The sequence below is a fragment of the Hungatella effluvii genome, assembly GCF_003201875.1.
GTDB lineage: Bacteria > Bacillota > Clostridia > Lachnospirales > Lachnospiraceae > Hungatella > Hungatella effluvii.
On sequence record NZ_QJKD01000013.1, the window covers coordinates 37,192 to 62,085 of the forward strand.

At 48.7% G+C, this 24,894-nt stretch carries 21 protein-coding genes; 4 read left to right on the forward strand and 17 right to left on the reverse strand.

Annotated features, from left to right (window positions below; all coding sequences use genetic code 11):
- Nucleotides 1–26 precede the first annotated feature (26 nt).
- The 4 genes from DFR60_RS21485 to DFR60_RS21500 form a co-directional block, all read right to left on the reverse strand.
- Nucleotides 27–1,076, reverse strand: coding sequence for an ABC transporter permease subunit (locus tag DFR60_RS21485; RefSeq protein ID WP_002600235.1), 1,050 nt, complete (start codon nt 1,074–1,076; stop codon nt 27–29).
- Nucleotide 1,077: 1 nt separating this feature from the next.
- A complete protein-coding gene (locus DFR60_RS21490) occupies nt 1,078–2,160 on the reverse strand; it encodes an ABC transporter permease (RefSeq protein WP_110324732.1) in 1,083 nt (360 codons plus the stop codon).
- Nucleotides 2,157–3,677 (reverse strand): sugar ABC transporter ATP-binding protein, encoded by a 1,521-nt coding sequence (locus DFR60_RS21495; RefSeq protein WP_110324733.1) that lies wholly within the window; start codon nt 3,675–3,677, stop codon nt 2,157–2,159. Before DFR60_RS21495 ends, DFR60_RS21490 begins: the two co-directional genes overlap by 4 nt.
- 108 nt (nt 3,678–3,785) lie before the next feature.
- Nucleotides 3,786–4,868 carry an ABC transporter substrate-binding protein gene (locus tag DFR60_RS21500; RefSeq protein ID WP_110324734.1) on the reverse strand — a complete coding sequence of 361 codons (1,083 nt, stop codon included), beginning with the start codon at nt 4,866–4,868 and terminating at the stop codon, nt 3,786–3,788.
- 381 nt (nt 4,869–5,249) lie between these two features.
- Between DFR60_RS21500 and DFR60_RS21510 the strand changes: the two genes are divergently transcribed.
- The gene (locus DFR60_RS21510; RefSeq protein ID WP_110324736.1) at nt 5,250–6,332 is read left to right on the forward strand and encodes a GntR family transcriptional regulator; all 1,083 of its coding nucleotides are present in this window, start codon (nt 5,250–5,252) and stop codon (nt 6,330–6,332) included.
- 8 nt (nt 6,333–6,340) lie between these two features.
- Here the strand turns inward: DFR60_RS21510 and DFR60_RS21515 are convergent, their stop codons facing one another.
- The 4 genes from DFR60_RS21515 to DFR60_RS21535 all read right to left on the reverse strand — a co-directional run bounded on the left by DFR60_RS21515 (nt 6,341) and on the right by DFR60_RS21535 (nt 11,550).
- Nucleotides 6,341–7,957, reverse strand: a complete 1,617-nt coding sequence (locus tag DFR60_RS21515) for a response regulator (protein ID WP_110324737.1) — start codon at nt 7,955–7,957, stop codon at nt 6,341–6,343.
- A gap of 36 nt (nt 7,958–7,993) precedes the next feature.
- Nucleotides 7,994–9,010 (reverse strand): ABC transporter substrate-binding protein, encoded by a 1,017-nt coding sequence (locus DFR60_RS21520; protein ID WP_110324738.1) that lies wholly within the window; start codon nt 9,008–9,010, stop codon nt 7,994–7,996.
- Nucleotides 9,011–9,025: 15 nt separating this feature from the next.
- Entirely contained in the window at nt 9,026–10,534 is a 1,509-nt protein-coding gene (locus tag DFR60_RS21525; RefSeq protein ID WP_110324739.1) for a sensor histidine kinase, read from the reverse strand.
- Nucleotides 10,535–11,025: 491 nt separating this feature from the next.
- Nucleotides 11,026–11,550 (reverse strand): nitroreductase family protein, encoded by a 525-nt coding sequence (locus DFR60_RS21535; RefSeq protein ID WP_110324741.1) that lies wholly within the window; start codon nt 11,548–11,550, stop codon nt 11,026–11,028.
- A 144-nt stretch (nt 11,551–11,694) separates the two neighbouring features.
- Between DFR60_RS21535 and DFR60_RS21540 the strand changes: the two genes are divergently transcribed.
- From DFR60_RS21540 to DFR60_RS21550, 3 genes are all read left to right on the forward strand, one after another.
- Nucleotides 11,695–12,291: a TetR/AcrR family transcriptional regulator gene (locus DFR60_RS21540; protein ID WP_110324742.1), complete on the forward strand. Its 597-nt coding sequence runs from the start codon at nt 11,695–11,697 to the stop codon at nt 12,289–12,291.
- A gap of 117 nt (nt 12,292–12,408) precedes the next feature.
- Entirely contained in the window at nt 12,409–14,055 is a 1,647-nt protein-coding gene (locus tag DFR60_RS21545; protein WP_110324743.1) for an O-antigen ligase family protein, read from the forward strand.
- 111 nt (nt 14,056–14,166) lie between these two features.
- Nucleotides 14,167–14,541, forward strand: a complete 375-nt coding sequence (locus DFR60_RS21550; protein WP_110324744.1) for a hypothetical protein — start codon at nt 14,167–14,169, stop codon at nt 14,539–14,541.
- Here the strand turns inward: DFR60_RS21550 and DFR60_RS21555 are convergent.
- The 9 genes from DFR60_RS21555 to DFR60_RS21590 form a co-directional block, all read right to left on the reverse strand.
- Nucleotides 14,538–14,870: a sporulation initiation factor Spo0A C-terminal domain-containing protein gene (locus DFR60_RS21555; protein ID WP_002600251.1), complete on the reverse strand. Its 333-nt coding sequence runs from the start codon at nt 14,868–14,870 to the stop codon at nt 14,538–14,540. The genes DFR60_RS21550 and DFR60_RS21555 overlap by 4 nt on opposite strands.
- A 230-nt stretch (nt 14,871–15,100) precedes the next feature.
- Nucleotides 15,101–17,755: an ABC transporter permease gene (locus DFR60_RS21560; RefSeq protein ID WP_110324745.1), complete on the reverse strand. Its 2,655-nt coding sequence runs from the start codon at nt 17,753–17,755 to the stop codon at nt 15,101–15,103.
- Entirely contained in the window at nt 17,752–18,435 is a 684-nt protein-coding gene (locus DFR60_RS21565) for an ABC transporter ATP-binding protein (protein ID WP_110324746.1), read from the reverse strand. Before DFR60_RS21565 ends, DFR60_RS21560 begins: the two co-directional genes overlap by 4 nt.
- 41 nt (nt 18,436–18,476) lie before the next feature.
- Nucleotides 18,477–19,709 carry a sensor histidine kinase gene (locus tag DFR60_RS21570; protein WP_167437673.1) on the reverse strand — a complete coding sequence of 411 codons (1,233 nt, stop codon included), beginning with the start codon at nt 19,707–19,709 and terminating at the stop codon, nt 18,477–18,479.
- The gene (locus DFR60_RS21575; RefSeq protein ID WP_110324869.1) at nt 19,699–20,397 is read right to left on the reverse strand and encodes a response regulator transcription factor; all 699 of its coding nucleotides are present in this window, start codon (nt 20,395–20,397) and stop codon (nt 19,699–19,701) included. Before DFR60_RS21575 ends, DFR60_RS21570 begins: the two co-directional genes overlap by 11 nt.
- Before the next feature lie 52 nt (nt 20,398–20,449).
- Nucleotides 20,450–20,608 (reverse strand): hypothetical protein, encoded by a 159-nt coding sequence (locus DFR60_RS30485; protein ID WP_167437674.1) that lies wholly within the window; start codon nt 20,606–20,608, stop codon nt 20,450–20,452.
- Nucleotides 20,605–20,811 (reverse strand): hypothetical protein, encoded by a 207-nt coding sequence (locus DFR60_RS21580; RefSeq protein ID WP_110324748.1) that lies wholly within the window; start codon nt 20,809–20,811, stop codon nt 20,605–20,607. The genes DFR60_RS30485 and DFR60_RS21580 overlap by 4 nt, the downstream gene beginning before the upstream one ends.
- A 420-nt stretch (nt 20,812–21,231) precedes the next feature.
- Nucleotides 21,232–23,088: a substrate-binding domain-containing protein gene (locus DFR60_RS21585; RefSeq protein WP_110324749.1), complete on the reverse strand. Its 1,857-nt coding sequence runs from the start codon at nt 23,086–23,088 to the stop codon at nt 21,232–21,234.
- Nucleotides 23,089–23,097: 9 nt separating this feature from the next.
- Nucleotides 23,098–24,879: a cache domain-containing sensor histidine kinase gene (locus tag DFR60_RS21590; RefSeq protein ID WP_025529330.1), complete on the reverse strand. Its 1,782-nt coding sequence runs from the start codon at nt 24,877–24,879 to the stop codon at nt 23,098–23,100.
- Between the last annotated feature and the right edge of the window lie 15 nt (nt 24,880–24,894).

A 24,894-nucleotide genomic window follows, 5' to 3' on the forward strand; every position in this document is an offset into this window, starting at 1 on the left:
CCGGGGGATTGTCATCCACTTCTTCCTTATACTCTTTTCTTCTTCCGCGCCATAATCATACTCTGCACCACCAAAAACAGGCACAGCATGGCGGCCACGGTAATTCCCGTCCACCACGCCTGATCGAGGCCGATGGAGGAAACGATATTTTGAATCGTGCTGAGTGACAGCACGCCGACAAACGTACCGGCGATATTGCCGACGCCGCCTGTCAGAAGCGTTCCGCCGATGATGGATGACGCGATTGCGTTCATCTCCATGCCCATGGCATGGGAGGCCGATCCGGAGCCTACGTGCAGGAAATAGACGTAACCGCCGATCCCCGCCAGAAGGCCGCAGAGCAAATGCGCCAGAAATCTGGTCTTCTTCACATTGATTCCAAGCATCAGAGCGCTCTGCCTGCTGCCGCCCACCGCGTAAAAATTCCGCCCTGCCTTCGTCCATTTCAGGATACAGAACAGGATAATCACCACCAGAACGGCGACGATCACGCCGATTTCCACATAGGCGTTAATGTATTTTCCCAGCTTGTTTACCGTTCCGAGTCCGGGTACATTGATCCGCGTATCTTTCAAGGCTGCAAAGCCTTCATTGGCCACATTAAACGGAGCCGTATGAACAATCGTCGTCATGCCTCTGGCAAAGAACATCCCCGCCAGTGAGACGATAAACGGCTGGATATCCAGATAGGCCACGAGAAAGCCCTGTACCGCGCCGAATGCCAGACCGATTCCCAGCGCAATCAGCAGGGAGGCAAAGACACTGCCTCCGTGATAATCCAGGTATACGGCGCAGCTCATGCTGACCAGTGCGACGACGCCTCCCACGGAGATATCGATTCCGCCGGTGATCATAACAAGGCTCATGCCGCAGGAGGTAATGATGAGCGCTGCATTCGCATTCAGAATATTAAAAAACGTCTGAGGCTTTAAAAACCCCTTTTTCAGAAATATCATGGCTCCGATATACATGACAAGGAAAACCACGATCGTAATGAGAAGCAGCAAATTCGTGTCAGTCAGCCTTTTCGGCTTATTTGGCAGCGCCTGGCTGCCTGCTTTTTTTGTGTTTGACATATCAGGCGACCTCCCTCTGTTTTCTTAAACTCTTTCCGAGGCTGGAAATCTTCTCTTTTACAGCCGGGGCGCTGATGACGACCAGCACGATGACGACCATGGCCTTATAGGCCGGAAGGGCATCCGAGGAGACATTAAACTTATAAAGGGTTGTCGTGAGGAACTGAATGACATAGGCTCCCAGAATCGACGCCATAATATTAAACTTACCGCCGCTTAACACATTTCCGCCGAGGGCGACCGCCAGGATGGCATCCATCTCGATATCCTTGGCAATGACCGAATAGTTGATGGTGGAGAGCCGGCTCGTTTTAATCAGGGCCACAACCGCTACACACAGCCCCAGAATGACGAAGCTCAGCCATTTGATAAACGCAGGGTTTAAACCGTTCAGCCTAGAGGAGCTGGCGTTAATTCCGACAGCCTGGGTATATAAGCCCAGATTCGTGAACTTTAACACCAGCATGGCGATGATGACGCAGACCACTGCCAGGAAAAACGGTGTGGGGATCGGGATTCCCGGAATAAATCCGCCGAAATACGTAAATGTCTTATCTGTTACGATAGGAAGCTCATTGTTATTGATCCACGCGGCGATGGAACGGCCGGCGGTATAGAGGATCAAAGTCGCAACCATGGGCTGGATTTTAAAGATCGCTACCAGCACGCCGTTGAACGCGCCAAATATCATGGCGGTCAGGCACGCAGCCAGAAATGCCACGATGATCGGAGCCCTAAGCGTCCCGTCTCCGCCCAGTCCGACGAGAACCCGCAGAATCACGGAGCCTGCAATCGCCACAGCCGCGCCGACGCTGATATCCTGTCCGCCGGAAGCCGCCGTGACCAGCGTCATGCCGATGGCCAGAATAGCCACCTCGGAGCCATAGTCGAGAATCGTCATCACATATCCGGTTAAAACAGGGTCTCCGCCGCTGTTGGTACCCAGTGTGATTTTGAAAAACGCCGGGTCAATTACCAGGTTAAATACCGTCAGCAGCAGAAGCGCCGCAATGGGGATGAATATCTGCTTCCTGAATAAACCGGCAAACGCATTTGATATCGTTGTACTCTTCTTCCCTGTCATTCCATCTCACCTCCGGCAATGGTTTCCATGATTTTAGCCTGATTCAGCTCCTCACCCGACAGCTCTCCGACCACTCTGCGGTCACGCATGACGATCAAACGGGAGCACGTGTGAAGCATCTCATCCGTTTCAGAAGAAATAAAGGTGACGCTCATTCCCTCCGCGGCCAGCTTTAATACCAGCTTCTGTATTTCGATTTTCGTGCCAATGTCGATGCCGCGGGTCGGTTCGTCCAGAATCAGATATTCCGGATGGGTCAGCAGCCAGCGGGCAAGAATGACCTTCTGCTGGTTTCCTCCGGAAAGTGACTTAATGGGTGTATCCGCCGACGCGGTCTTAATTTCCAGCAGCTTGATGTATTCGTCTGCAAACTTATTTGCCTCCGCTCTGGAGAACGGCCGGAAAAATCCTCTAAGCACCTGTGCCGCAAGGATAATATTGTCTCTCACGGAGAGGTCTCCCACGATACCGTCGTTCTTGCGGTCCTCCGGAAGGTAGGCAATCCCATTTTTCATGGCGTCCAGAGGCTTAGTCATCTTCACCGTTTTTCCGTTCTTTTTCATCGTTCCGCCGATTACCCTGTCTGCGCTGAACATGGCGCGGACACATTCACTCCGCCCGGAGCCCAGAAGGCCGGTAAAGCCGTTGACCTCACCTTTTTTGATGTAGAAATCAAACGGCTTGATTCCCGCATCGCTCTGAAGCCCCTGGGCCTCGATGACACGCTCGTCGGCGCCTTTATAGCCTTCTGTCTTCTCCCGGATATTTTCCATATCGTTCAGTTCCTTGCCGAGCATCTTTGCAACCAGCTTCACCCTGGGAAGCTCTTCTATGACGTATTCTCCCACCAGCTGGCCGTCGCGCAGAACCGTGATTTTATCGCATACCTCATAGACCTGATCCAGGAAATGGGTGACAAAGATGATGCCGACGCCCCGCTCTCTTAAATCCCTCATGAGGCCGAAGAGCTTTTCCACCTCCGATTCGTCCAGGGAAGAGGTCGGCTCATCTAAAATCAATACCTTGCAGTCCATGTCAACCGCGCGGGCGATCGCTACCATCTGCTGAATCGCTATGGAGCAGTCGGATAACTGCTGGGTGGCCCCTGCCGGAATCCCCAGTTTGTCAAGAATCGCGTCCGCATCCGCATTCATCTTCTTCCAGTCCATCATCTGCGTTTTTCCGCGTCCGATGTACATGTTTTCAGCCACCGTAAGATTCGGGCACAAGGTAATCTCCTGATATACCGTGCTGATTCCCAGATTCTGTGCGTCACGGGGAGATTTGATAACCGCAGCCTTCTCCATGCCCTTTAAATAAATTTCGCCTTCATCCTTTTCATATACACCCGTCAGCACCTTGATCAGTGTGGACTTTCCTGCTCCGTTTTCACCCATCAGCGCGTGAATCTCCCCTTCACACAGGGTAAAATCCACCGCCTGCAGCGCGCGTACTCCCGGAAAGCTCTTATGTATATTTCTCATTTCCAATACAGACTTCTCTTTCACCAGCGCCATTCACTCCTTTTTGTAGGGAAAGAGCGCAAAGCGTTCATACGAATATCAATTATGCCGCGCTGCACTCTTTCCATTTTCTATCCTATAAACATTTTATTGGCTTGTCGCCTAAATTCCGTATTTTTCAACGTCTTCTGCCGTAATGGTCGTGGCGTCGAAGCCCTTCTCATCCATAATGATAGTCTTCTCGGTGAGCGTTTCCCCGTTCTGAACCTTTTTGATGATTTCATCGATGTAGGCAGCCTGGAACGGGTTGCACTGTCCGTCGTAGTTCCAGTTCTGATCCAGCAGTTCCTGAAGCGCCCATTTATTGCAGTCAAATCCCATAACAATTACGTCCTTGCCGACGCCGTGGGAGATATTTGCCTTATCCAATGCGGCTACGGCGCCTTTAGCCATATCGTCGTTCTCTGCGTAGATGACATTGAATTTAGAGCCGGAATCGATGACAGACTGAACGATCTGCTGTGCTTTCTCGGAGTTCCACTCTGCGGTCTGCTGTGTGATCAGATTCCAGGAGTTGTCGGCCGCTACCTTTGTGTCGAGAGCACCGGTACGTCCCTGCTGTGCCGCAGAACCCATAACACCCTGAATGTGAATGACGTTGTATTCGTCTAAGCCCTGGTCAGCCAGCCAGTTTACTGCTGTCTCGCCTTCCTTGTTCATATCGGAAACGATGGAAGCCAGATATAAGTCCTCGCTGGCGTCGATGGTACGGTCAAACAGGATTACGCCGATTCCCGCGTCCTGTGCGTCTTTTAAAACGCTGTCCCAGCCTGAAGTATCTGCCGCGGAGAGAAGTAAGTAATCCACTTCGTCCTGGATAAACTTCTGAGCCGCCGTGATCTGCTCGTCATTCTTTAAGCTGTAGGCAAAGGAGGCGTCATATCCGTTTTCCTTCGTAAACATGGCCTTCATATCTGCGTCGTTCGCGGTTCTGTATCCGGACTCGTTGGGGTCGTTGTTGATGATGCCGACCTTGATCAGTTCCCCATCCGCTGCCGCAGGAGCCGGCGCCTCTGTCTCCGCCTTTGCCGCTTCGGTTGCCGCAGAAGCCGCTGCTTCAGTTGCCGCAGGCGCCTCGGTCGCTGCTGTCGTTCCTGCTGATGATGTCTTGGAGCTGCTGCATCCGGCCAGGCTGGCCGCCACCATGGATACTGCCAACATTGTTACGAGAGTTCTCTTTTTCATTTTCTTACCTCCGCTTTTATAATTGATTTCCTCCTGGGATTCGTTTCTCCCTGTACCTGTATCTTACCAGCGGCGGCACTGTGATTCAATTTGTAATCCCTTGTATTTATGCGGTTTGGAAGTTATTTACAATACAAATATGTGGTGCTATAATCAAAATACAATACAAGTTGTATTCTTTGGTGTGATTTCTTACAAAACAGGTGGAAATTTTAAGATTCTGCCATTTTTCAGGGATCAGATGCGGGGGATTTTTGTTGTGCATATTGACTTTCAAGAAGATAAATCGGGGATTTTTTATGATATTTATACATTTTCTTACGTTTATCCGGGGAACAAATCAGGCAATTTTTTCATAAAATCGGGAAAGGTAAGGATTCTATGACTGTAAAATACAAATGGGTCGCGGAGCGTCTGGAACTTATGATTGAGAAAAACATTCAAGATGGAATTCATAAGCTGCCGTCGGAGCAGGAGCTCTGCACGAAATATCACGTAAGCCGTCAGACCATCCGCATGGCTCTGGGGCTTCTGGAGGAAAAGAGCTTCATCGTCAGAAAGCAGGGAAGCGGCTCGTTCCTTACAGGACACTCCTCCAGGCCGCAGGGGAATGTCATCGGAATTCTCATTTCCAGCGATCAGGAATACATCTATCCCGGCGTAATCCATGATATCCAAAACACGCTTTCTGAACATGGTTTCACTGGCCAGGTTTTTACAACGGGTAATTCCATCTCCAGAGAAAGGGAGATCCTGCTGCAGCTTCTGAAAAACCCTCTGCGCGGAATCATCGCGGAGGGCTGTAAAAGTGCGCTCCCCAATCCCAATCTGGACCTGTACCGCAGGCTGGTCAAAAAGGGCTGTCAGATCGTGTTTCTCTATAATTATTATCCGGCCCTTACCGGCTGCCTCTTTATCAAAGACGATAACTATTCGGGGAGCGCCCTCTTAGTCCGCCATCTGGCCGCTCAGGGCCATACGGCCATCGGCGGTATCTTTAAATCTGATGATATGCAGGGAATCGAGCGCTATCAGGGCTTCACGGAAACGCTGCGCGACTTAGAGCTGCCGGTCTCCGACCACAGCATCTGCTGGTACGGCTCCCGTGATTTAGACCGGCTGCTTCACGGAAAAGATACACGGTTTTTAAAGGAAATGGCGGCGGAGTCCCTTTCCTCCTGCACCGCAGTCGTCTGCTACAATGACATCATCGCCTATTATCTGGTGGATGAACTCCAGTCCGCAGGCTGCCGGCTGCCCGAGGACATGGCCGTGGCCGCTTTCGATCATACGTATTTCAGCAGTTCCAACATTCTAGCGGTAACCACACTCTCCCATGAGCCCCATGAGATGGGGACAAAGGCAGCGGAGGCTGTGATTAAAAAACTGAGCGGGCTTCCCGTGTCTTCACAGGAAACCCGCTGGAAACTGAACTTAAAGGAAAGCACTCAGACTGACCGGTGATGCGCCGGTCAATGCTTCTTTTCTGCACGGTATTCTCTCGGACTGCATCCCTGCAGCTTTTTAAAGACGAAGCTGAAGTAATGGGAGTCCTTATACCCCACCTCCTTCGCTATCTCACCGGAGTTTTTGTCCGTCTGCTTTAACAGTTTTTTCGCCTTTTCAATCCGCTTTTCCGTCACGTATTCAACAAATGTTTTCTGCATGTTCTGGCTGAAGATGGCACTTAAATAGCTGGCGCTCATGCCGATGTTCTCGGCCACCAGGTTAAGGGACAGTGTGTCGCAGTCGTAGTGATCGTCTATATAATCCAGTGCCTTCTTTAACATTTTCCCGCCCTGGCAGCTGTTGATCCGGTCCCGAATCCCCATCGCGGTCTCCAGCATGCCTGCAAAGTATTCGAAAATCTCGCTGTCCTCGCTGCGGATCATCTGCACCGCATGCTCGATCTCTTCTAAATACTCCGCCTGATCCGCGCCGATAGACTCCAGGAAAGCAACGACGGCAAATCGGATATTCAGGATCACATAGCTGCGGAACATACTGGATTTTAAGGCATTCTGAATGTTGTAAAGATAGGATTCCACGAAATCATGAATCTCCTTATCCTCTCCCCGTGACAGAAAGTCGCGGATAATCTCCGGATCCATCTGCATAAAATCCACCGTGCCGATATTCTTTTCTCCCTGTCCGGCCAGACAGTCCGAAAGCGTCGTTTCCGACAGCACATGGAGACCCGGCTTAATAAACCGGTAGGCAAAATAGTGGTTCGCATCTTTATAGCACTGAGGCAGCATGCTCAAACGCTCCACCTCCGTTCCCACCGCAACGTACCATTCCAGGTGATCCTCCTCCGGCGTGCAGACCTTTTTTAAATGGGCCAGGCTGTTCTCTGTCAGTTCCTCCATCTGGGACCGCTCCGATTTGATCAGAACGCCATAGCAGCTGACATTGAAACGGAACAGAATATACTGGGGATGCCGCAGAAAATAGTGAAATACCTCCTCCTGTTTTCTGATCAGCCGCTCCCGGGACTCCCGGGATGATACCTCGGCTTTCTCATAGATGGAGAAAAGCAGCAGATTGTAACAGGAGGCCGTAAGCTGCAGCGACTGGGCTGCCGCCTCCTCGTAGATCTCCTTCACCGAAAGCTTCCCCTCCAGAATCTTCTCAAAGAATCTCCGAAGCGAAAACTGTTCAAATTCCTGCACCTCATCCTGGTATTGGGCCTGATAATCCTTCTGTTCCATCCCCTGCTCGATTTTTTCCTTCATCTCCAGCAGGACGCCGCGGAGAGTCGTTCTCGTAATCGGTTTCAGCAGATACTGGTCCACTCCCGCTTTGATCGCCTGGCGCGCATATTCAAAATCATCATAGCCGCTGATGATAATGATCTTTATCTTGGGAAATTCCTCTTTCACGATTTCACTCAAAGAAAGGCCGTCCATAAACGGCATCTTAATATCGGTGATCAGCAGATCCGGCTTCAGTTTCCGGATCATCGGAAGCGCCATCTCCCCATCTCCGGCCTCTCCCACCAGCTGAAACCCATACTGCTCCCACGGAATTTTATCCCGAAACCCTTCTCTTATGACGCTTTCATCTTCCACCAGAAATACTTTTAACATTTGCTTCCTCTTTTCCATTCACAAGTCCGTTTCCCATCAATAAGTCCTCTTCTCCAGGGCGTCCTTCACATTTTCCTTTGTAAATACCGTCTCCGGAACAAAATACAGCTTTGCCACGGCCTCGTTGTTCTCCAGTTTTCTGATGACCGTTTCAACGTATTCGCCCTGATTGGGATTGCACTCGATGTCCGCGGTAACCAGCCCTTCATCCACCAGCTGCAGTCCGCTTTTCACCGCGTCAAAGGAGATGACCATGATGTCTCCGTCCTCTCCAGCCGTAAGCCCTGCATTCTGTATGGCCGTCAGCGCGCCGAAGGTCATGTCGTCGTTTTGTGAGATCACCACATCGATATCTTTGTACCGGTGCAGCAGCATTTCCATCTCTTCCTGTCCTTTTGCCGTCGTAAACTCCCCATCCGCCTGCTCCAGGATCAGCCAGTTTTCGTGGGCTTCTGCGACTTCATTGAATCCGTTCGTGCGGCCGATCGTGGCCGTCGCTCCCTCGGTTCCCTGTAAAACCACGATGCGGATACTCACCTCCTGCCTGTGCTGCTTCGTCAGGTACTCGTCCAGGATATTTCCGGCCATTCTCCCCTCCTTGTAAAAATCGGAGCCGATCCAGGTCGTATATAATGACTGATCGCTGAGATTCACTTTACGGTCGATTAAAATGACAGGAATCCCTGCCTCCTTCGCCTCCTGCAGCACAGTCTCCCAACCGTCTTCCGTAATCGGAGAAAACACAATATAATCCACCCGCTGGGAGATAAAGCTCCGCAGTGCCTTAATCTGATTCTCCTGCTTCTGCCTCGCGTTATTAAAGATCATAAAATATCCATTTTCTTTGGTAAGGATATTTTGAATGGAAGCCGTATTGGCAGTTCTCCACACAGATTCACTGCCTACCTGAGACACTCCCACCACGATCAGATTTTCATCGACTGTATTTTCTGTATCTTCCGACCCGTATTCTTTTACACAGCCGGACAGAATCAGGATCAGGAACAGCAGAGGAATGAAAAAAATATGTATTTTCTTTGCCGGTATTTCCATATGTACTTACCCTTTCTATGCTTTCCGCAGCAGACTCTCATAAATTTTAATCGCCGGTATTGTAAGTTCCACAATGGTTCCTCTTCCCTTTTCAGACTCTATTTTCATTCCGTAGCCAGAGCCGAAATACATGCGGATCCGCTCATTTACATTTGCCAGTCCAAAGCCTTTTTCCGTCTCGCTGCAGGGACGCTCGATTTCCCTTCGCAGCTGCTCCAAGTCTTCCTCATCCATACCGATCCCATTATCACTGACCGCCAGGTGGAGGACCTCTCCGGTTTTCTCACAGCTGATATGGATGCAGCCTCTGGAGCGCTTATATTTTATGCCGTGATAAAGGGCATTTTCAACCAATGGCTGCAGCGACAGCTTCAGAATCTGATAATCGTACAGCTCCTCGTCAATCTGGATATCATACTCCAGGATGTCCCGGTACCGTCTTTCCTGAATCTTTAAGTAACTGCTGATATGCTGCTCCTCTTCCCTGAGCGTAATAATCTCTTTCCCCTTGCTGAGCACCAGCCGGAAAAAGCTGGACAGGGACACCACCATGTTCACCGCCTCATCCGCCTTCTCATCCTCGATCAGCCAGACAATCGTATCCAGGGTATTATACAGGAAATGGGGATTGATCTGTTCCTGTAAAAGGCGCAGGTCCAGCCGCCGCATCTTCTGCTCATCCTCTTTGATCTGCCCGATCAGCGTCTGCATATTGGCCGCCATATCATTAAATCCATTGGCCAGGATCTCTATCTCATCTTTCGAACAGACGTCGGCCCTTGCTGATAAATCGCCCTCCGAGACCTGTCTGGTCGCATCATACAGCACTTTAACCGGCCGCAGAATACCGGTTGTAATCCGCCATGTCGCTATAATCGTCAAAACCACCAGAAACAGCACCAGGAGCCCGCACACGATGATAAAGCTCTGCATCTGCTGCTTCAAATTCCCTGTGACCACCTCCATGGCCTTCGTCTGGTAATAGATATAATACTGGATATCGTCCTGAATCAGTTCTGTCAGGATGTAGATGTTATTATCCAGCTCCTGGATATTTTCATCATACCGCCCGCCGATTCTGATGTTCTCGAAAATATCATCCACCCTCTTTTCCAGGGTGTCGATATTCCGTAAAAGGGTCTCCAGCCACACGCGGCTCTCCGTCTCCGTGGTGATATCCTTCAGCTTCGTAAACTCCGCCCGCAGCTCTCCGATTAAGGCATAGGGATCCTTTAACGTCTCATCCTCAGAAATATTTCCGAAGTCTACATATCCCACCACAAGCTTATAGAGGCTCTCGTCCATCTCATCTTTAAAATTCAGATTATAATTATTGGCAATGGTCATATCGCTGACGATCTTATCGTACACCCTGCTGTACTGAATCATGGAAACCAGCAGAACCACCACCACAATGAAAAATGGCAGGACAATCGCCGCCGCAAGCATCAATATTTTTTTGTTGATTGAAAACCGGATCGGGCTCTTATTCGAACCATTTTGCCACAAAGCGTCACGTTTCATCTCATTATCCCCTAAGTAAAACATTCTCTGTTCAAGGGTATTATACAATGAGATCAACGCTTAAGCAATAAAAAGCCTGGCGGCTTTTTCGCGGGGAGCTGATGATACATGGGGATAATGCAAAGTTGTGACAGCGCGGCAGCAAAAAAGGCCGGAAGCTTCTGTTCCCGAACCGGATATCCAGAAACAGGATGTCATAAGGTTTCGTCAGGTCATACAGTTTTTCGGCGGCATCCAGTTCGATGAGATCGATCTCCACGTCACATGCGAAGAAATACCGTAATATATTTTTTCAGTTTGTCGCGTATCGGCTGTTCGTCGTCACAGATACACACCGTATATTTCTTCATGTATCAATTCTCCCCCATTTTTTTGGTATCTTTTATGATACCTTACAAACTCCGTTATGGGTAGGCACTAATTGCTTTCTGACATAAAATTGAGATTACAAAAATGCGGAACGGATGAACTGGTATTGCTATCCTGTTGGATCACTCCGCGTACGCTTCATACCACACCGTTTCACACAGCTGCCTCCTCTCCTCTGCGTGCCGTTCTGAGTCCAAAAAGCCTTTGCTGGGATACCCAAGGAACAACAGCGCTGTCGGCTCTAAATATTCCGGCAGGATAAATTCTTTTGTTATAACAGCAGGATCAAACAAGCCTACCATGACACTTCCAATTTCCAACTCTCTCGCTGCCAGCATCATGTGGTCACAGACAATACCTATATCCAGATCTCCGGAACACTTTTTATCATAGGGGCGGATCAATTCTCCGCGCCTGTCCCGGCAGACGATGAGTGCGCATGGAGCGCCAAAGGTTCGGTACGCTTTTTCTACCTTTACCATGTTTTCTCTTCTCCGGACAACGATGATTCTTTGCGGCTGCCTGTTGCAGGCAGTTGGGGCAACCCGTCCCGCTGACAATATCTGTTCCAGATCTTTTGACAGTATTTCTTTCTCCATAAATCCACGTGTCGTACAACGTTTTTTCGCTAAAGTTAAAAAGTCCATAATATCCTCCTTCAAAACATGAATAATACTTCACGTTTATAATCATAGCAGGGATTTCAGCAGACGTCAATAAAATGCGAATAATAATTCACATTTTATTGACCTGGGGCAGGACCCCATGTATAATAAAAAAGAGGTGAGGATATGGCTGATAAGAGAATTCCCGTCCAGAGACGGTCCATAGAAAGAAAACAAAAGATTTTAAGCTCCGGTTTTAAACTTTTTTGTGAACACGGCTACTACAAAACAAATACCATCGAGATTGCAAAACACGCCGGTGTTTCAACCGGAGCCGTATACAGTTATTTTAAAGATAAGCGGGAAATATATATTGCAGCATTTGACAGCTATCTCGAAGAGATTTCGGGACGTTTATTTGAAGAACTGGAACAATCTCAGACGCTTCCATTACCGGATTTCGTGGAAAACTGGGTCACTGTATATCTCGAATTGTATGCAGCCTCCGGGCACGCGTTAGCGCAGTTAAGAATGATGATATTAGAAGACGAAGAGATCAACCGTCATTTTTCAGATTTAGAAAACGAATATTTTATGAAGCTGATCCGGCTGCTGAATAAAAATGGTGTGGAACGAGCCGATCTTATGGAGAGGATTTATACCTGTTGTATTTTGATCGATGCATTGAGGCAGGAACAGTCCTCATTCTCACATATCGGCCTGAATTTTCTTATTTTTAAGGAACAGGTTACCAGTACAATCCTTCAATTATTGTCCGGCTGAATTGCCTTGTAGTCCGCAGGAAATACCGGGAGAACGCCGGAAATACTATACTGGAATATAAAAAACGAGCCATTAACAGATAAGTTATGGTTTTATACAGCGTGGAGAGGGGTATTTATGTCGTCAGTAAAAACGGGTAAGGGAACAAACAGGAGCAGTGATTCCATGTTGTTGCCGCATATCATCGATGTTTATGTGTTTTTGATTCTGTGCTGTTTTCCCCTTTTTGTTGTGAATCAGTATTATGAACTATTGAAGGTAAAATATTATTTTTATATCGGGTCAGTAATTTTTCTGCTGACAGCTGCATTAATCGCCGATACTATCGGGCAGAGTAGGCTGAAAACGTATTTTGCATCTTTTAAATGGAAGGATTTTATAAAGACGTTTTCCACCATTGATACCGCACTTTTGGTCTTTCTGCTCATCGCAGGCATCTCAACGATCCGTTCCGATTACGTGTATGAATCTTTTTGGGGAAATGAGGGGCGTTTTTCCGGACTCTTCCTACTCAGTCTATATGGTGCAGCATACTTTTGTGTAACAAGACTGGGGAATTTTAAAAGATGGTACCTTGATGCATTTTTAGCCGCAAATTTACTCGTTTGTATATTTGGTATTACGGATTACTTTCAGTTAGATCTCCTGCACTTTAAAGTGGGTATGGTGGAAAACGAAAAGTTTATGTTTACCTCAACAATCGGTAATATCAATACGTATACTGCGTTGGTCGGAATGGTAACGGCGGTGTCGGCCGTATTGTTTGCAGCAGAAGGCAGATGGAAAAAGAAGTGTCTGTACTTTGTCAGTCTCATTATCAGCATCTTTGCATTGGTCATGGGGATCAGCGATAATGCCTACTTGTCACTGGCCGCGTTGTTCGGATTTCTTCCGCTTTATCTGTTTCAGAACAAGAAGGGTGTCAAAGCCTATTTATTAATCATCACTTCATTTTTCTCGGTGATTCAATGCATTGACTGGATTAATACCGGGCTGGGAACCAGCGTGCCGGAGATCGACAGCGCGTTTCAGATCATATCCCAAAGCGATGGCCTTCTCTTTCTCCTATTACTTCTCTGGATTCTCTGCGCCTTCGTTTACGGACCAGATTTTGTAAATGCCTACAAGAAACACATGTCTGCCTCTATGCAGACTCATATTTTCAGTGGAAATGAATATAAGCCGACAGGCTGCAGAGGCTTGCAAAGAACCTGGATGGCACTTCTGGTACTTTGCATTCTGGGTGTCGGATGCGCACTCGTTGACGTTAATTTCCAAGGAAACGCAGAACGGTATGGAGCTCTTGGCAGTTATCTGCTGTTTAATGATGACTGGGGGACTCACAGGGGTTACATATGGCGCAATGCCATGGAATGCTTTAACCAGTTTCCATTGAGGAAAAAAATCATTGGCTTCGGCCCTGATACTTTTGGAATTGTGTTATTAAATAAAACAAAAGGAAACATTTACGGTCAGACATTTGATAACGCGCATAATGAGTATTTGCATTATCTCGTCACAGTAGGATTTGCCGGATTAATTGCGTACCTTGCCTTTTTGATTTCTTTTGCAGTGAGAGTCATTCGCAGAGCCAACAAAAACCAGTATGTCACAGCGGCTTTTTTTGCAGTGCTCTGTTACTCGGCACAGGCATTTGTAAACCTGAATCTGCCAATTGCTACACCGATTATGTGGATGCTTCTCATGCTAGGCGAGCTTGGTATACGGGAAAATAAGGATTATAATCTCTGCAGACCGGTCTGAATGACCGGTCTGCAGAGTATACGTCGTTTTTTGTCGAATTACTATATACTCCTTTAAAACTTTTTTAGAGTTATAATCTAATTATAAAAAAGTTTTAAAAGGAGATTTCTGATGCGTGACTTATCAGTATATTTTTGCAAAAAATGCGGGTTTTATTCTTATTATCCTTTAGCCAAATATGCGGTCTGTCCGAGATGTGATCTTGATATGGCGCTGCTGCCAATAGAATATAAAGAATTCGTCAATCTAAACTGTTATGAACGCGATGAATTACTTGCTGATCAAATGATTGCTTCATCCTCTTCCGTTGTTCGAAGAATCATTGCTCCGCATAAAATAAATAACACTCGTGAAATCATTGCAATTCTCACTTATAAAATCGACGAATTAAATACTGAAAATGTAAAATTACAGGGAACCGTAGATTGGATGCATCAATTCATCTGGCAGTTAGTAAAAAGAAGTAAAAATATAACTCCGCCCTAGTTCTCGTCGCAAAGATAGGAAACCAAAATAGAAATAAATGCGGCATTATTCGGTTTCTTTCTCAAAGGGGTATAGGCAATATGTTCGAGCAGTGACCGGTCACCTTTATTCCATATTAATGCAACCAGCGTTCTGATATTTCTCTCTACGCATTGTACTGATGTATGGTATTTCTTTGCTACCTCTGGATATAACCATTTCGATATTAATTGTAACTTATCTCCATCTTCTATGGATAATTGTACTGCAGATATTACATAGTAAAATCCTGTATATGATCGATTCGCTCCAAGCCGTAGCAAAAGATTTTCTATCTCTCTTTCTCTCATGGCTTTTCTCCTCTCCCTATCACCTTCAATCATACTATGGAAATTTATGGCAAATCAATGGATATATCTCGACTTTTTTCGACGTATATATAAACGTTGAGAGTTTTTATTTATAACGCCTGATGGAGGAATATAAAGAGTAACACTTTATCACTGAAAAAGGGACACTGTCATAAACAGTATCCCTGTAGCAGCTCATACATAAGTCCAAAATTCTTACCTTACAGCCCCTATATGGTCTCATCCCGAACTGCATCAATAATCGTATCTTTTTGAATCCACCGTGAAGAAATCCAATAGGCCAGCCACATCACCGCCGTAACTGCCAACATATAGCTGCTCATCTTTCCAACAGGAAGCTGCAGCAAAAAAGGTTTCCAGGATATTTCTGTGGTTTTCAGGAGAAATGCCCACATCGCGGCAATGATTGGAATCGCCAGAAGCACTGGCGCAATGGCCATTCGCAGACCTTCTATAAGCAGCAGCTTCCTGACTGCCGCTGAATCCATTCCCGCCGACCGCAGCATGGCGAATTCCTTACGACGCTGGTGCATAGAACCGGTAACCGATGAAAAGGCATGGGATATTCCGATAAAGCCCAGCAATGCGCCGATACAGTTAATCACCGCCCCCATAGCCCGGCCTCCGGTCTCATTACTCAATCGATCTTCCTCAAGGCTGTAAAGCGACACATCCTCAGTGGACAGATTCGACTCACATATTTCCCGCAGCCGCTGCGTAACCGCCAGGTCATCGGCTCCCGAAGTCTTCAGAAGCAGATACGTACGATAAGACGCGGCTGCGTATTCCGGCTGAAAATGTTCAGCCACAGCGTAATACGTCTCCATGGGAACACAGAGCATGACCCGGTAATCCCTGGGATTATAATCGATCTGCGGCGGTCCGTCTATTACCGCGCCGACATCAAAAGAAAATGTATAATCCGAATCCATGGAATCATCCGTCTTTTCCTCCAGATCAAGCCGCTGCCCCAGCGATAACTTTAAAAAAGGAAAAAACTCTTTGGCCTTCTCATTATTATTGCTGAACGGGTGCGCCGGTGCCCAGCTCATGGCAAGCGCCCTGTACTGACCTGTATTATAATATGGGACTGGGTCTATTCCCTGCCGGCGGCACCACGCGTCGAAATATTCCGGTTCTAACCCAATAATCTCTGCCTGGATACGATATTTGCCGTTTCTCTCCACCACGCTGAACAGTCCGCCATCGATCGATGCAAGCCCGCCTTTCTCCGAAAAAGCCTCGAGTTCCTGCGAGGGAGAAACCCAGAGAGATACCCTTTTTGCGCTGTAACATGCCATTTCCACTATTCCTGGTATTGTTTTAACCTCCTCCCACAGCGCAGGATCCAGTTCCTCTGTCATCTGCAGTCTTGCCCTGATATTGTAGTGATTGGCCTGCCGATTCCGTTCTGATACCAGATCACTGATTAACAGCTGGCTGAAAAAAGAAAGTACCAGAACCAGACAAAGGGTCATGGCAATAATGCCGGACCGAAAAGCCCTGCGATTGGCCCTGTAGGAGGCGGAAGCCAGCTGCCCGCAGATTCCGGATATTTGGGAGAAGAAACAGCAGTGTCTGCCTGCTTTTATCCGCTGTTTTCCCTCAGGATCCCGTATAGCCTCCAATGGAGACAATCCGGCAATCCACCTCGCGGGAAGGAATGCAGACAGCAGCACAGTAGCCAGAGAAACCAGCACTGCCAACACTGCAATGCCCCAGGAAAACCGAACCGTAATCGGAAAATACAGCAAATCTCCCGCTATATCGGTATAAAGTCCATACGTAAAAAATGTAAACAGATGGCCCAGCCCCAGACTCAACGGAATGGGAATAGACGCCAGCAGGACTCCCTGCATCAGAATCGTCAGACGTATCTGGCCCGGAGTCGCTCCGACTGTGCGGAACATCCCCAGCTGTCTGGCCTGAGAAACGGCAGACAACGCAAAGGCGCTCTGAATAATCAGGACAAACGCCATAGCCGACATAAAGATCAGCAGCCCATAGATTATTACATTAATATAATTTAGGGGGTTAAACGGTTCCTGCGGATCAAATATTCCAAAATACCTCAATAACACTGTATTATAGCGGAAATTATTTTTGTACTGTCCATATTCATCCTTCTCAATCCCAAGCGTTTCTGCAATTTCAGGCATTACCTTATAGATGTCCCTCATTTGATTCATTTTCAGATAAACAACGAGATCATCTTCCGGTAATATGGCAGAGCGTTCCAGATAACCCATAGAATAATAGCCCGGTACCGTGGTAGGGGTTGTCACATCAATTTTTCCCACCAGCGTCAGGGTCTCCTCACCCTTTGGGACGAACGTCTCTCCAGCTCTGTAGATTCCGGTACCCAGGTTCTCATCTCCCAGCTGCCTCTTTCCTTTTGGAAGCGTCAGGGTCTCCCCCAGGCGGTACTGTGGATTCTTCTCAAAGAATGTCTTGGATACCACGACCTCTCCCGGCTTCTGCGGCACCCGTCCTTCCAGAATTCTGTTCTTCTCCCCCATCTCCTCCCAGTAATTTTTATCCGCATCCAAAAGGAACAGATAAGGAATGGAAGCGTCCTCCGGCAGCTTTATGGATCGAAATGGCCCTTTCACCATAGTCTCTTTCACGTGGATATTATGATCCACCAGTTCTAAGTCCTTCTGTTTTAAATTGCCGCCCAATTCCCCATGCCAGGATCCACCATTATATTCTGCAATTTCTATTCCCCACCGCCACTGGTTATATCCATAGGAACATAAGGTGTACAGCAGTGTGGACGCAAGAAGTATGGCAGCCATAATAGAAAGTGAAGTATACTTGTTTCGGCGAAGAGTTTCCAGGGTATAACGAAACAGCACCATCATTTTCTCACCTCCCGGTCTGAAATGATGCGGCCATCCTCTATGGTGATAATCCGGTCAGCCTCCAAAGCCAGTCGTTCATCATGCGTAATTAAAAGTACCGTCTGCTTATACCGTCGGTTTGACACCTTTAAAAGACTTAATATCTCCTGAGAATTCTTCCGGTCCAGATTTCCAGTCGGCTCATCAGCCATTAAAATGGCCGGCCGGTAGATCAGGGCCCGGCCAATTGCCGCCCTCTGCTGCTGTCCTCCTGATAGCTGGTGCGGCAGGTGGGACAGCCGATCCGCCAGGCCCAGCGTCTGAACCAGCTCCGAAAAACGGTTTTCATCCGGTTTCTGCCCATCCAGCAGCATAGGTAAAAGAATGTTCTGACGAATATCCAGTGTAGGAATCAGGTTATAAAACTGGTAGATCAGCCCTACCTTCCTGCGGCGGAAGATGGACAGCTGCTTCTCGCTCAAAGATGCAATGTCTGTATCCTCAATAAAGATATGGCCGGTCGTGGGACGGTCTACCCCTCCCAGCAAGTGGAGCAGTGTAGACTTTCCAGAGCCTGAAGTGCCGACAATAGCTACAAAACTGCCCTTTTCGACGGCAAGCTCCACCCCGTTTAAGGCATTTACCATGGTAGAACCTGAGCCATAAGTTTTCGTAAGATGTTCGCAGCGAAGAATATTCATAATTTAATTACCTCCTTTGCAGACCATTTTACTAAACCAAACTAACAATTCGGTGTCAGAGACCGTATATACTCATTATTTTCTTCTGGCGCGTGTTCATAAAAACGAATTACGTATCGTGCGCTGCAGTCCTTGCTGTTCTCTGCATAGAGTTCACCTCCCTGCCGTTCAACAATGGATTTTGCCAGAGCCAGCCCGATACCGATACTTCCCCGGACTGCCTGCTTTCCCCGATAAAAACGTTCAAACAGATGGGGGATATCCTCTGGGGAAAAGCCAGGGCCTTCATCTTCTATTGTAATCTGGGTATAGATTGGGTTTTGCTCAGCTGCTGCGGTGATTTGGGAACCTTCCGGACCGTGTTCGCTGCAGTTCTTTATAAGATTACCAAGTGCCTCCGCAGTCCAGCCGAAATCACAGAAAAGAATGGAATCGCTGTCTCCCTGGATCACCAGGTTCTGCCTTTTTTGTTTTAAAAGCGGATCAACCGCCTGCACCGCACTGGAAATCACATCTTTAGCAGAAACAGGTTTCCGGTTAAGCGGCAATACTCCCGCATCCAATTTGGACAGAGTTAAAAGCGAAGACACCAGATCTGTCATTCGGCTATTCTGGCTGATGATCGTCTCTGCCGCCTGTCTCTGTTTTTTATCGGTAAGGCTGTGCAGAAGCAGCTCCCCCATCAGGGATACACCGGTCAGCGGAGTCTTTAACTGGTGGGAGATATCGGCCAGATTCACTGCTAAATTTTCTTTTCCCAGCGCAGCCATCTCCCGGCTTTCCCGCAAGGCGGATACTGTCTTATACAATTCGTCTTCCAAATGGGAGAATTTATCTTCTCCTGAACGCGGCAGCACCGGATATACACCGCTTTCCACCTGCCGAAGATACTGAACCAGATCCGCAATCCGACGGGCTTCCCTTCGTCTTCCTGCCGCCAACGCCAGTGCCGCAATTATAAAAAAGCACAACAAATAAAGCAGAGAGACACCGATGATCTCTGCGGCTATAAACCTTGCGTCCAGCAGTTGTCCTTTATAACTGTAGGCGGAAAGTATGTTACGGCCGGCCAAAAGATCGGCGGCAGATGGAGTTTTTAATGCCGCCATCAGATCAGAGGCTTTATCTGGAAATACAGATGCCACCGCTGCCGCCCGATCATAGAAAGCCGCCTCGCATCGCCTGACGACAGCGACAGAAACCGCCAGACAGAACAACAGACACAATCCCATCAGACCTGTGGTAACAGCAGCTCTCTGCCCTTTACTTTTCATATCCATCCTCCGCTTTATATCCGATTCCCCGCACAGTCCTGATTATCTGCTGTCCATTCGGACCGAGTTTCTCACGAAGACGTCTCATCAGAACGGTCAGGGCGTTGTCCTCCACGTAATTCCCCTGCTGATCCCACAGCGCCCCCAAGATCATAGCCCTGGTTACTGTCCGGTTTTTATTTTCCATTAAGTATTCCAGGAGCCGGTATTCTCCTACAGTCAGCTGAAGCTGCTTTCCATCAGCCGTCGCCGTAGTTCCTGACTTATATAATGTCACAGGTCCGCAGACAATCGTATTGCCGACAGCCATGCTCTCTGTTTCCTCCCGCTTTCTGCGCCTAAGAACTGCGCCAATACGCGACAGCAGGACTCCCAGTTTAAATGGCTTCGTCACGTAATCGTCCGCACCTGTATTCAGTCCACAGATAATATCCTGCTCGTCATCCTGGGCCGTCACGATAATCACCGCAGGACCGCCAGCCCGGCATACTTCATCACAAAATTGCAGGCCATGTCCGTCCGGCAGCCCCAGATCCAACAAAATCAGATCTACCTCCTTCCACGAAACCCGCCGGACCGCCTCCATGGATTCCGCTTCCAAAGTCTGGTATCCAGCATCCTCCAAAGCATATTTTAAAGCAGTACGAATGGTGTCATCATCTTCTATCAATAAAATTTCCTGTGCCATAATTTCCCTCGATGTCCTTTCCATTTAATAAAATTATTATTTCATTTCCTCTCTATTCATTCCCATAATCATCCACAACCCACTCAGACGCCCCGCCATCCCGGATCAAAATCCAGTTCCAGTCCGTATACACAGAGTTCGGTTCAAAACTCCAGGTATTTTCCCCTGTTTTTAAATCGGACAGAATGACAATGACATTTTCCCGTTTCACGCCATTTGAAGCGCCGCGGCCGGATCACTGATCGCGCCGGTATCGGTATGCTGGATGATTGGTTCGTGGCTCGTCGTACTGTCGGTTTTCCCGGTACATCCGGTTAATGCGAGTACGCATACTATTAGAACTGCAGGCTGCAGTAATTTTTTCGTTTGATTTCTTATTTTATTTCTCATTCTACATGTCATTTTATTTTTCATCTTATAGAGCCTCCTGTTCTTTACGTCTTGTCCATCCCGCATACTATCCCATTGTTATTCAGAATTCGTATCCATCTGCAATTCCACAAAGTGGCTGCGTCCGGCCAGTACAGGTTTATCTGCTTCATCCCATCAAAATACTTTATTCCATTATAATCGATTGTCCACACCATTACCTTTCTTTTTTCTTAAATATCTTTTTCGTAAATCTCTTTTTTCTCTACTTACCAAAATTACCATCCCCTCCAAAGCACGGTTATTCCCTTGTATTCCCAAAGGATATTTGCTAAAATCACCATATTACAACCGATCGGGAGTTCCAGCCTATGAGGATGCCGGTATGAATAAAGAACATGATTAATAGAAAAACTCTGAAAACCGGCGGCATACAACCGGCTTTCAGAGTTTTTGATTATCCACTCAATACCTTCTCTCTTTCATCACTTCCCGCGCATCCGTCTGATCATACACTTTTTCCTCCGTAATAATCCGCAGCGGCAGTTCCTTCCCTTCCATCAGGTCCTGCACTGCCTTCATCAGCTGCGGGCCGAGAAGAGGATTGCATTCCACGGCGCAGTTCAACTTGCCGTCTATCATGGCCTGAAAGGCATCCTTCGTGCCGTCCACCGACACGATTACCACGTCACTGCCCGCGTGGATCCCATGCTCTTCCAAAGCGTTCACGGCGCCTAAAGCCATATCATCGTTGTGGGCGTAGATCACATCAATGTCCCATGGGTAGTTTTCAATATAGTCTTCGATGATTCGGCGGCCGCCTTCATACGTAAAGTCTCCCGACTCGGAATAGGCGATCCGATAGCCGGGATTCCCGGCCATCTGTTCCTCGAAGCCGCGCTTGCGCTCCGCGGTAGGCGACGCACCTAAAGTTCCCTGGAGCTCCATGATCCTCACCGGCCCATGCTCCGGCTTCACATTAGCGGCGATCCAGCGCATGGCGCGCCTGCCCTCCTCCATGAAATCCGCGCCGATGTAGGTCAGGTACAGCCCGTCATCCTCTGTCTCAATCCTTCTGTCCGACAGCAGCACGGGAATTCCGGCTTCCCTGGCCTCCGTCAGAACCTCATCCCAGCCGCTGTCCACCACCGGCGACAGAACAATCACATCCACTTCCTCCTTGATAAACGTGCGGATGGCTTCGATCTGCCGCTCCTGCTGCTGATCCGCATCCTCAAAATGAAGGCTGATCCCGGCCTCCCTGGCCGCGCTCTTGATGGACTCCGTATTGGCCAGACGCCAGGCGCTCTCGGTTCCCACCTGGGAGTATCCCACCTGGATCGTGTTCCTGTCCTTCTTTTTATACTGCTCCCACTTTACCTCGCTGTCCACATTGTCGATGGTAATGTTGTGGCTCCGCAGAATGACCTGTTTGGGCACTCCGGAGACTTCGTTTAAGATATCCATGGCATACCGGATCGCCTCCTTGCCGCCGGTAGGGCAGGTAATGGTCTCGCTCAGCTTTCCCTGCCGCACCAGATCCATGCCTCCATTGGGTCCGGAAAATCCGTCCACTCCTATAATTTCCGGGGAGTACCCCAGCTTTCTCACCGCCTCATAGACCCCGGATGCCATGTAATCGTTGTGGGCAAACACCACGTCCACACCCGCCAGCCGTTGTCCCAGCTCCAGAAATAAGTCCTCCGCCTGATCCCTGGACTCCCGCTCCACACGAAACTGTTCTCTGACGATCCCCGGCTCCCTGGAGAGCACCAGGTCAAATCCCTTGCTTCTCTCGGCGCTGGAAATGGAATTCTCGCTTCCGCAGACCTCGAACACAGTCCCGCCCTTTCCCGCGAGCCGTTTCGCGGCCCCTTCGCCGGCCTGCCGTCCGATCAGTTCGTTATCCGGGCCGATAAACAGCGTGTAATCAAAGCCCTCCACGCCGCGGTCCATGACGATAACCGGAATCTTCTGGTACACCTGGCCGATCACATCCGTCATCTCCCTGGCATCTCCAGGGGAGATAATCAGAAGGTCGATATCAAACTGCATGAGTCTCTCTACGTCCTTCTTCTGCTTTTCCCCATCAGAAGTGGCGTCGGTCATGATCAGCCTGATATTGGGATATTCCGCTGCCGCATCCTCGATTTCACTGATTAAAGCCAGCCTCCAGGTCTCACGCATATTGGCCTGGGAGACTCCGATCACATAGTCCACCTGTTCGATCCGGCCGCGGCCACTTTCCGTATACAGCCACCAGACTCCTGCTGCCAGCAGAATCAGGACTGCTGCCGCTGCCGCCATCCATTTTCTCTTCATCGCCATCTCCTATACACCGTCTTCCTGGATCGGAATATGGATCACAACCTTCGTTCCCACATTCTCGATGCTGTTGACCCGGATCTTAAATCCGTCTCCGTACTTGATCCGAAGCCGTTCCTTGATATAGAACAGTCCGAAGCTCTGCCGCTCCTCCAGCTCGCATGGTTCATTTAACAGATGGTTCAGTTCCTCCGCCTGCTGTGCGCTCATGCCTGATCCGTCGTCCTCCACGGAGAACTCCAGCAGCCCATCCGCAGTTTTCACGGCCCGGATGGTGAGATGCCCTTCTCCCCTCCTGGTCTTGATCCCATGGTAGATTCCATTCTCTACCAGCGGCTGGAGCATCAGCTTGGGAACCTCCTCATTTAAGATTTCCTCATCCTTGACGATCTGGTAATTCAGCTTGCCGCCGTAGCGGATCTTCTGGATATACAGATAGTTGGCCACATAGGAAAGCTCCTGCTCCACGCTGATATAGTCCCTGCCGCGGCTCAGCCCGATCCGGAACATATTGGTCAGCGCATCCACCAGCCGCACCACATCCCCGGCTCCGTAATCCCTGGCCATCCAGCTTATGGTGTCCAGAGTGTTGTACAGGAAATGAGGCTTGATCTGTTCCTGAAGTACCTTCAGTTCCGCCATCCGCTTGTTCTTCTGCTCGATGTATACCTGCTGGATCAGGTCCTCAATCCGCACAAGCATATGGTTAAAATCACGCCCCAGCTCGCTGACTTCGTCATGGTAATCTCCCTGAAAGCGGACGGCCAGATCCCCGGACTCCGCCTTTTTCATCAGCTGCTCCAGCTCCACCACCGGATTCGTGATCGTCTGGGATATCTTCACCGTAATCACAAAGACAAACGCCAGAAGCAGAAGCAATCCGCAGGTAAGCGCGAAAATCAGCGTGTTCATGTGCCCCATAATCTCGTCGATGGAGAATACCCCTACCACACGCCAGCCCGTGTAATCCGAACGTTCGCTGCGGATCTGGTACTTTTCTCCCCGTATTCTGGCGGTCACAGGAGCATTTTCCTTCCGGATCCAGTCGGGATTCACACGGTAGGTAATGGGATTGGCCGGGGTGTAGACCACACGGTCCTCCGAATCGATCACGAATACAAACCCCTTCTGTCCGATCGTAATATTGTCGATGGACTGGGAAATGATATCGTGCTTGATATCCATGAGCAGCACGCCCATGACCTCCGTGGTTCCTTCCTTATAGATTGCCTTCACCATGGAAAATACATTGTCGATGCTGTAGCTTTCATTGGTCACAATATTGCGGCCCGACGTGTCGCTGATCAGGCAGACGGTGTCCGGATTGCTGACCGCCAGCCTGTACCACTCCTCATTCACGAAGGAATCCCTGGAGATACGGGTCATCCCCGTGCTGATATACAGGTCATTCTCCGTGGCAAACAGAATTCCTGCCACCTCCGGATGGGTATTGGCCACATGCTTCAGCCTGGCGACTGCCTTTGAGCTCTCCTGCATCCAGAATATGTCGTCTTCCGTATACATCTCATTGAAATCCACGCTTCTCAGCTCTTCGATCACATAGTTGGAGATTTTTTCAATACTGCTGATATAGACATCGATGGAGGTTCTCACCTGGCTGATCATCTGGCCCGTGTGCTCCGAGATATCATTTTCCGCCTGTCCGGCAAAAATGCTGATGACCACGATCCCGAAAATACAGAAAGGGATGAGTGCAATTAAAATGTAGGATAAAATCATCTTGTTTCGGATAGACAGATTCATGATTTTATTCTTCACAAATTTCATTGCACTCACCCCTGT

What these genes read in the sequence shown, in the direction of transcription:
- DFR60_RS21485 (WP_002600235.1), bottom strand. Translation starts at nt 1,076, where the DNA reads ATGTCAAACACAAAAAAAGCAGGCAGCCAGGCGCTGCCAAATAAGCCG.
- DFR60_RS21490 (WP_110324732.1), bottom strand. Translation starts at nt 2,160, where the DNA reads ATGACAGGGAAGAAGAGTACAACGATATCAAATGCGTTTGCCGGTTTA.
- DFR60_RS21495 (WP_110324733.1), bottom strand. Translation starts at nt 3,677, where the DNA reads ATGGCGCTGGTGAAAGAGAAGTCTGTATTGGAAATGAGAAATATACAT.
- DFR60_RS21500 (WP_110324734.1), bottom strand. Translation starts at nt 4,868, where the DNA reads ATGAAAAAGAGAACTCTCGTAACAATGTTGGCAGTATCCATGGTGGCG.
- DFR60_RS21510 (WP_110324736.1), top strand. Translation starts at nt 5,250, where the DNA reads ATGACTGTAAAATACAAATGGGTCGCGGAGCGTCTGGAACTTATGATT.
- DFR60_RS21515 (WP_110324737.1), bottom strand. Translation starts at nt 7,957, where the DNA reads ATGTTAAAAGTATTTCTGGTGGAAGATGAAAGCGTCATAAGAGAAGGG.
- DFR60_RS21520 (WP_110324738.1), bottom strand. Translation starts at nt 9,010, where the DNA reads ATGGAAATACCGGCAAAGAAAATACATATTTTTTTCATTCCTCTGCTG.
- DFR60_RS21525 (WP_110324739.1), bottom strand. Translation starts at nt 10,534, where the DNA reads ATGAAACGTGACGCTTTGTGGCAAAATGGTTCGAATAAGAGCCCGATC.
- DFR60_RS21535 (WP_110324741.1), bottom strand. Translation starts at nt 11,550, where the DNA reads ATGGACTTTTTAACTTTAGCGAAAAAACGTTGTACGACACGTGGATTT.
- DFR60_RS21540 (WP_110324742.1), top strand. Translation starts at nt 11,695, where the DNA reads ATGGCTGATAAGAGAATTCCCGTCCAGAGACGGTCCATAGAAAGAAAA.
- DFR60_RS21545 (WP_110324743.1), top strand. Translation starts at nt 12,409, where the DNA reads ATGTCGTCAGTAAAAACGGGTAAGGGAACAAACAGGAGCAGTGATTCC.
- DFR60_RS21550 (WP_110324744.1), top strand. Translation starts at nt 14,167, where the DNA reads ATGCGTGACTTATCAGTATATTTTTGCAAAAAATGCGGGTTTTATTCT.
- DFR60_RS21555 (WP_002600251.1), bottom strand. Translation starts at nt 14,870, where the DNA reads ATGAGAGAAAGAGAGATAGAAAATCTTTTGCTACGGCTTGGAGCGAAT.
- DFR60_RS21560 (WP_110324745.1), bottom strand. Translation starts at nt 17,755, where the DNA reads ATGATGGTGCTGTTTCGTTATACCCTGGAAACTCTTCGCCGAAACAAG.
- DFR60_RS21565 (WP_110324746.1), bottom strand. Translation starts at nt 18,435, where the DNA reads ATGAATATTCTTCGCTGCGAACATCTTACGAAAACTTATGGCTCAGGT.
- DFR60_RS21570 (WP_167437673.1), bottom strand. Translation starts at nt 19,709, where the DNA reads ATGAAAAGTAAAGGGCAGAGAGCTGCTGTTACCACAGGTCTGATGGGA.
- DFR60_RS21575 (WP_110324869.1), bottom strand. Translation starts at nt 20,397, where the DNA reads ATGGCACAGGAAATTTTATTGATAGAAGATGATGACACCATTCGTACT.
- DFR60_RS21580 (WP_110324748.1), bottom strand. Translation starts at nt 20,811, where the DNA reads ATGAAAAATAAAATGACATGTAGAATGAGAAATAAAATAAGAAATCAA.
- DFR60_RS21585 (WP_110324749.1), bottom strand. Translation starts at nt 23,088, where the DNA reads ATGAAGAGAAAATGGATGGCGGCAGCGGCAGCAGTCCTGATTCTGCTG.
- DFR60_RS21590 (WP_025529330.1), bottom strand. Translation starts at nt 24,879, where the DNA reads ATGAAATTTGTGAAGAATAAAATCATGAATCTGTCTATCCGAAACAAG.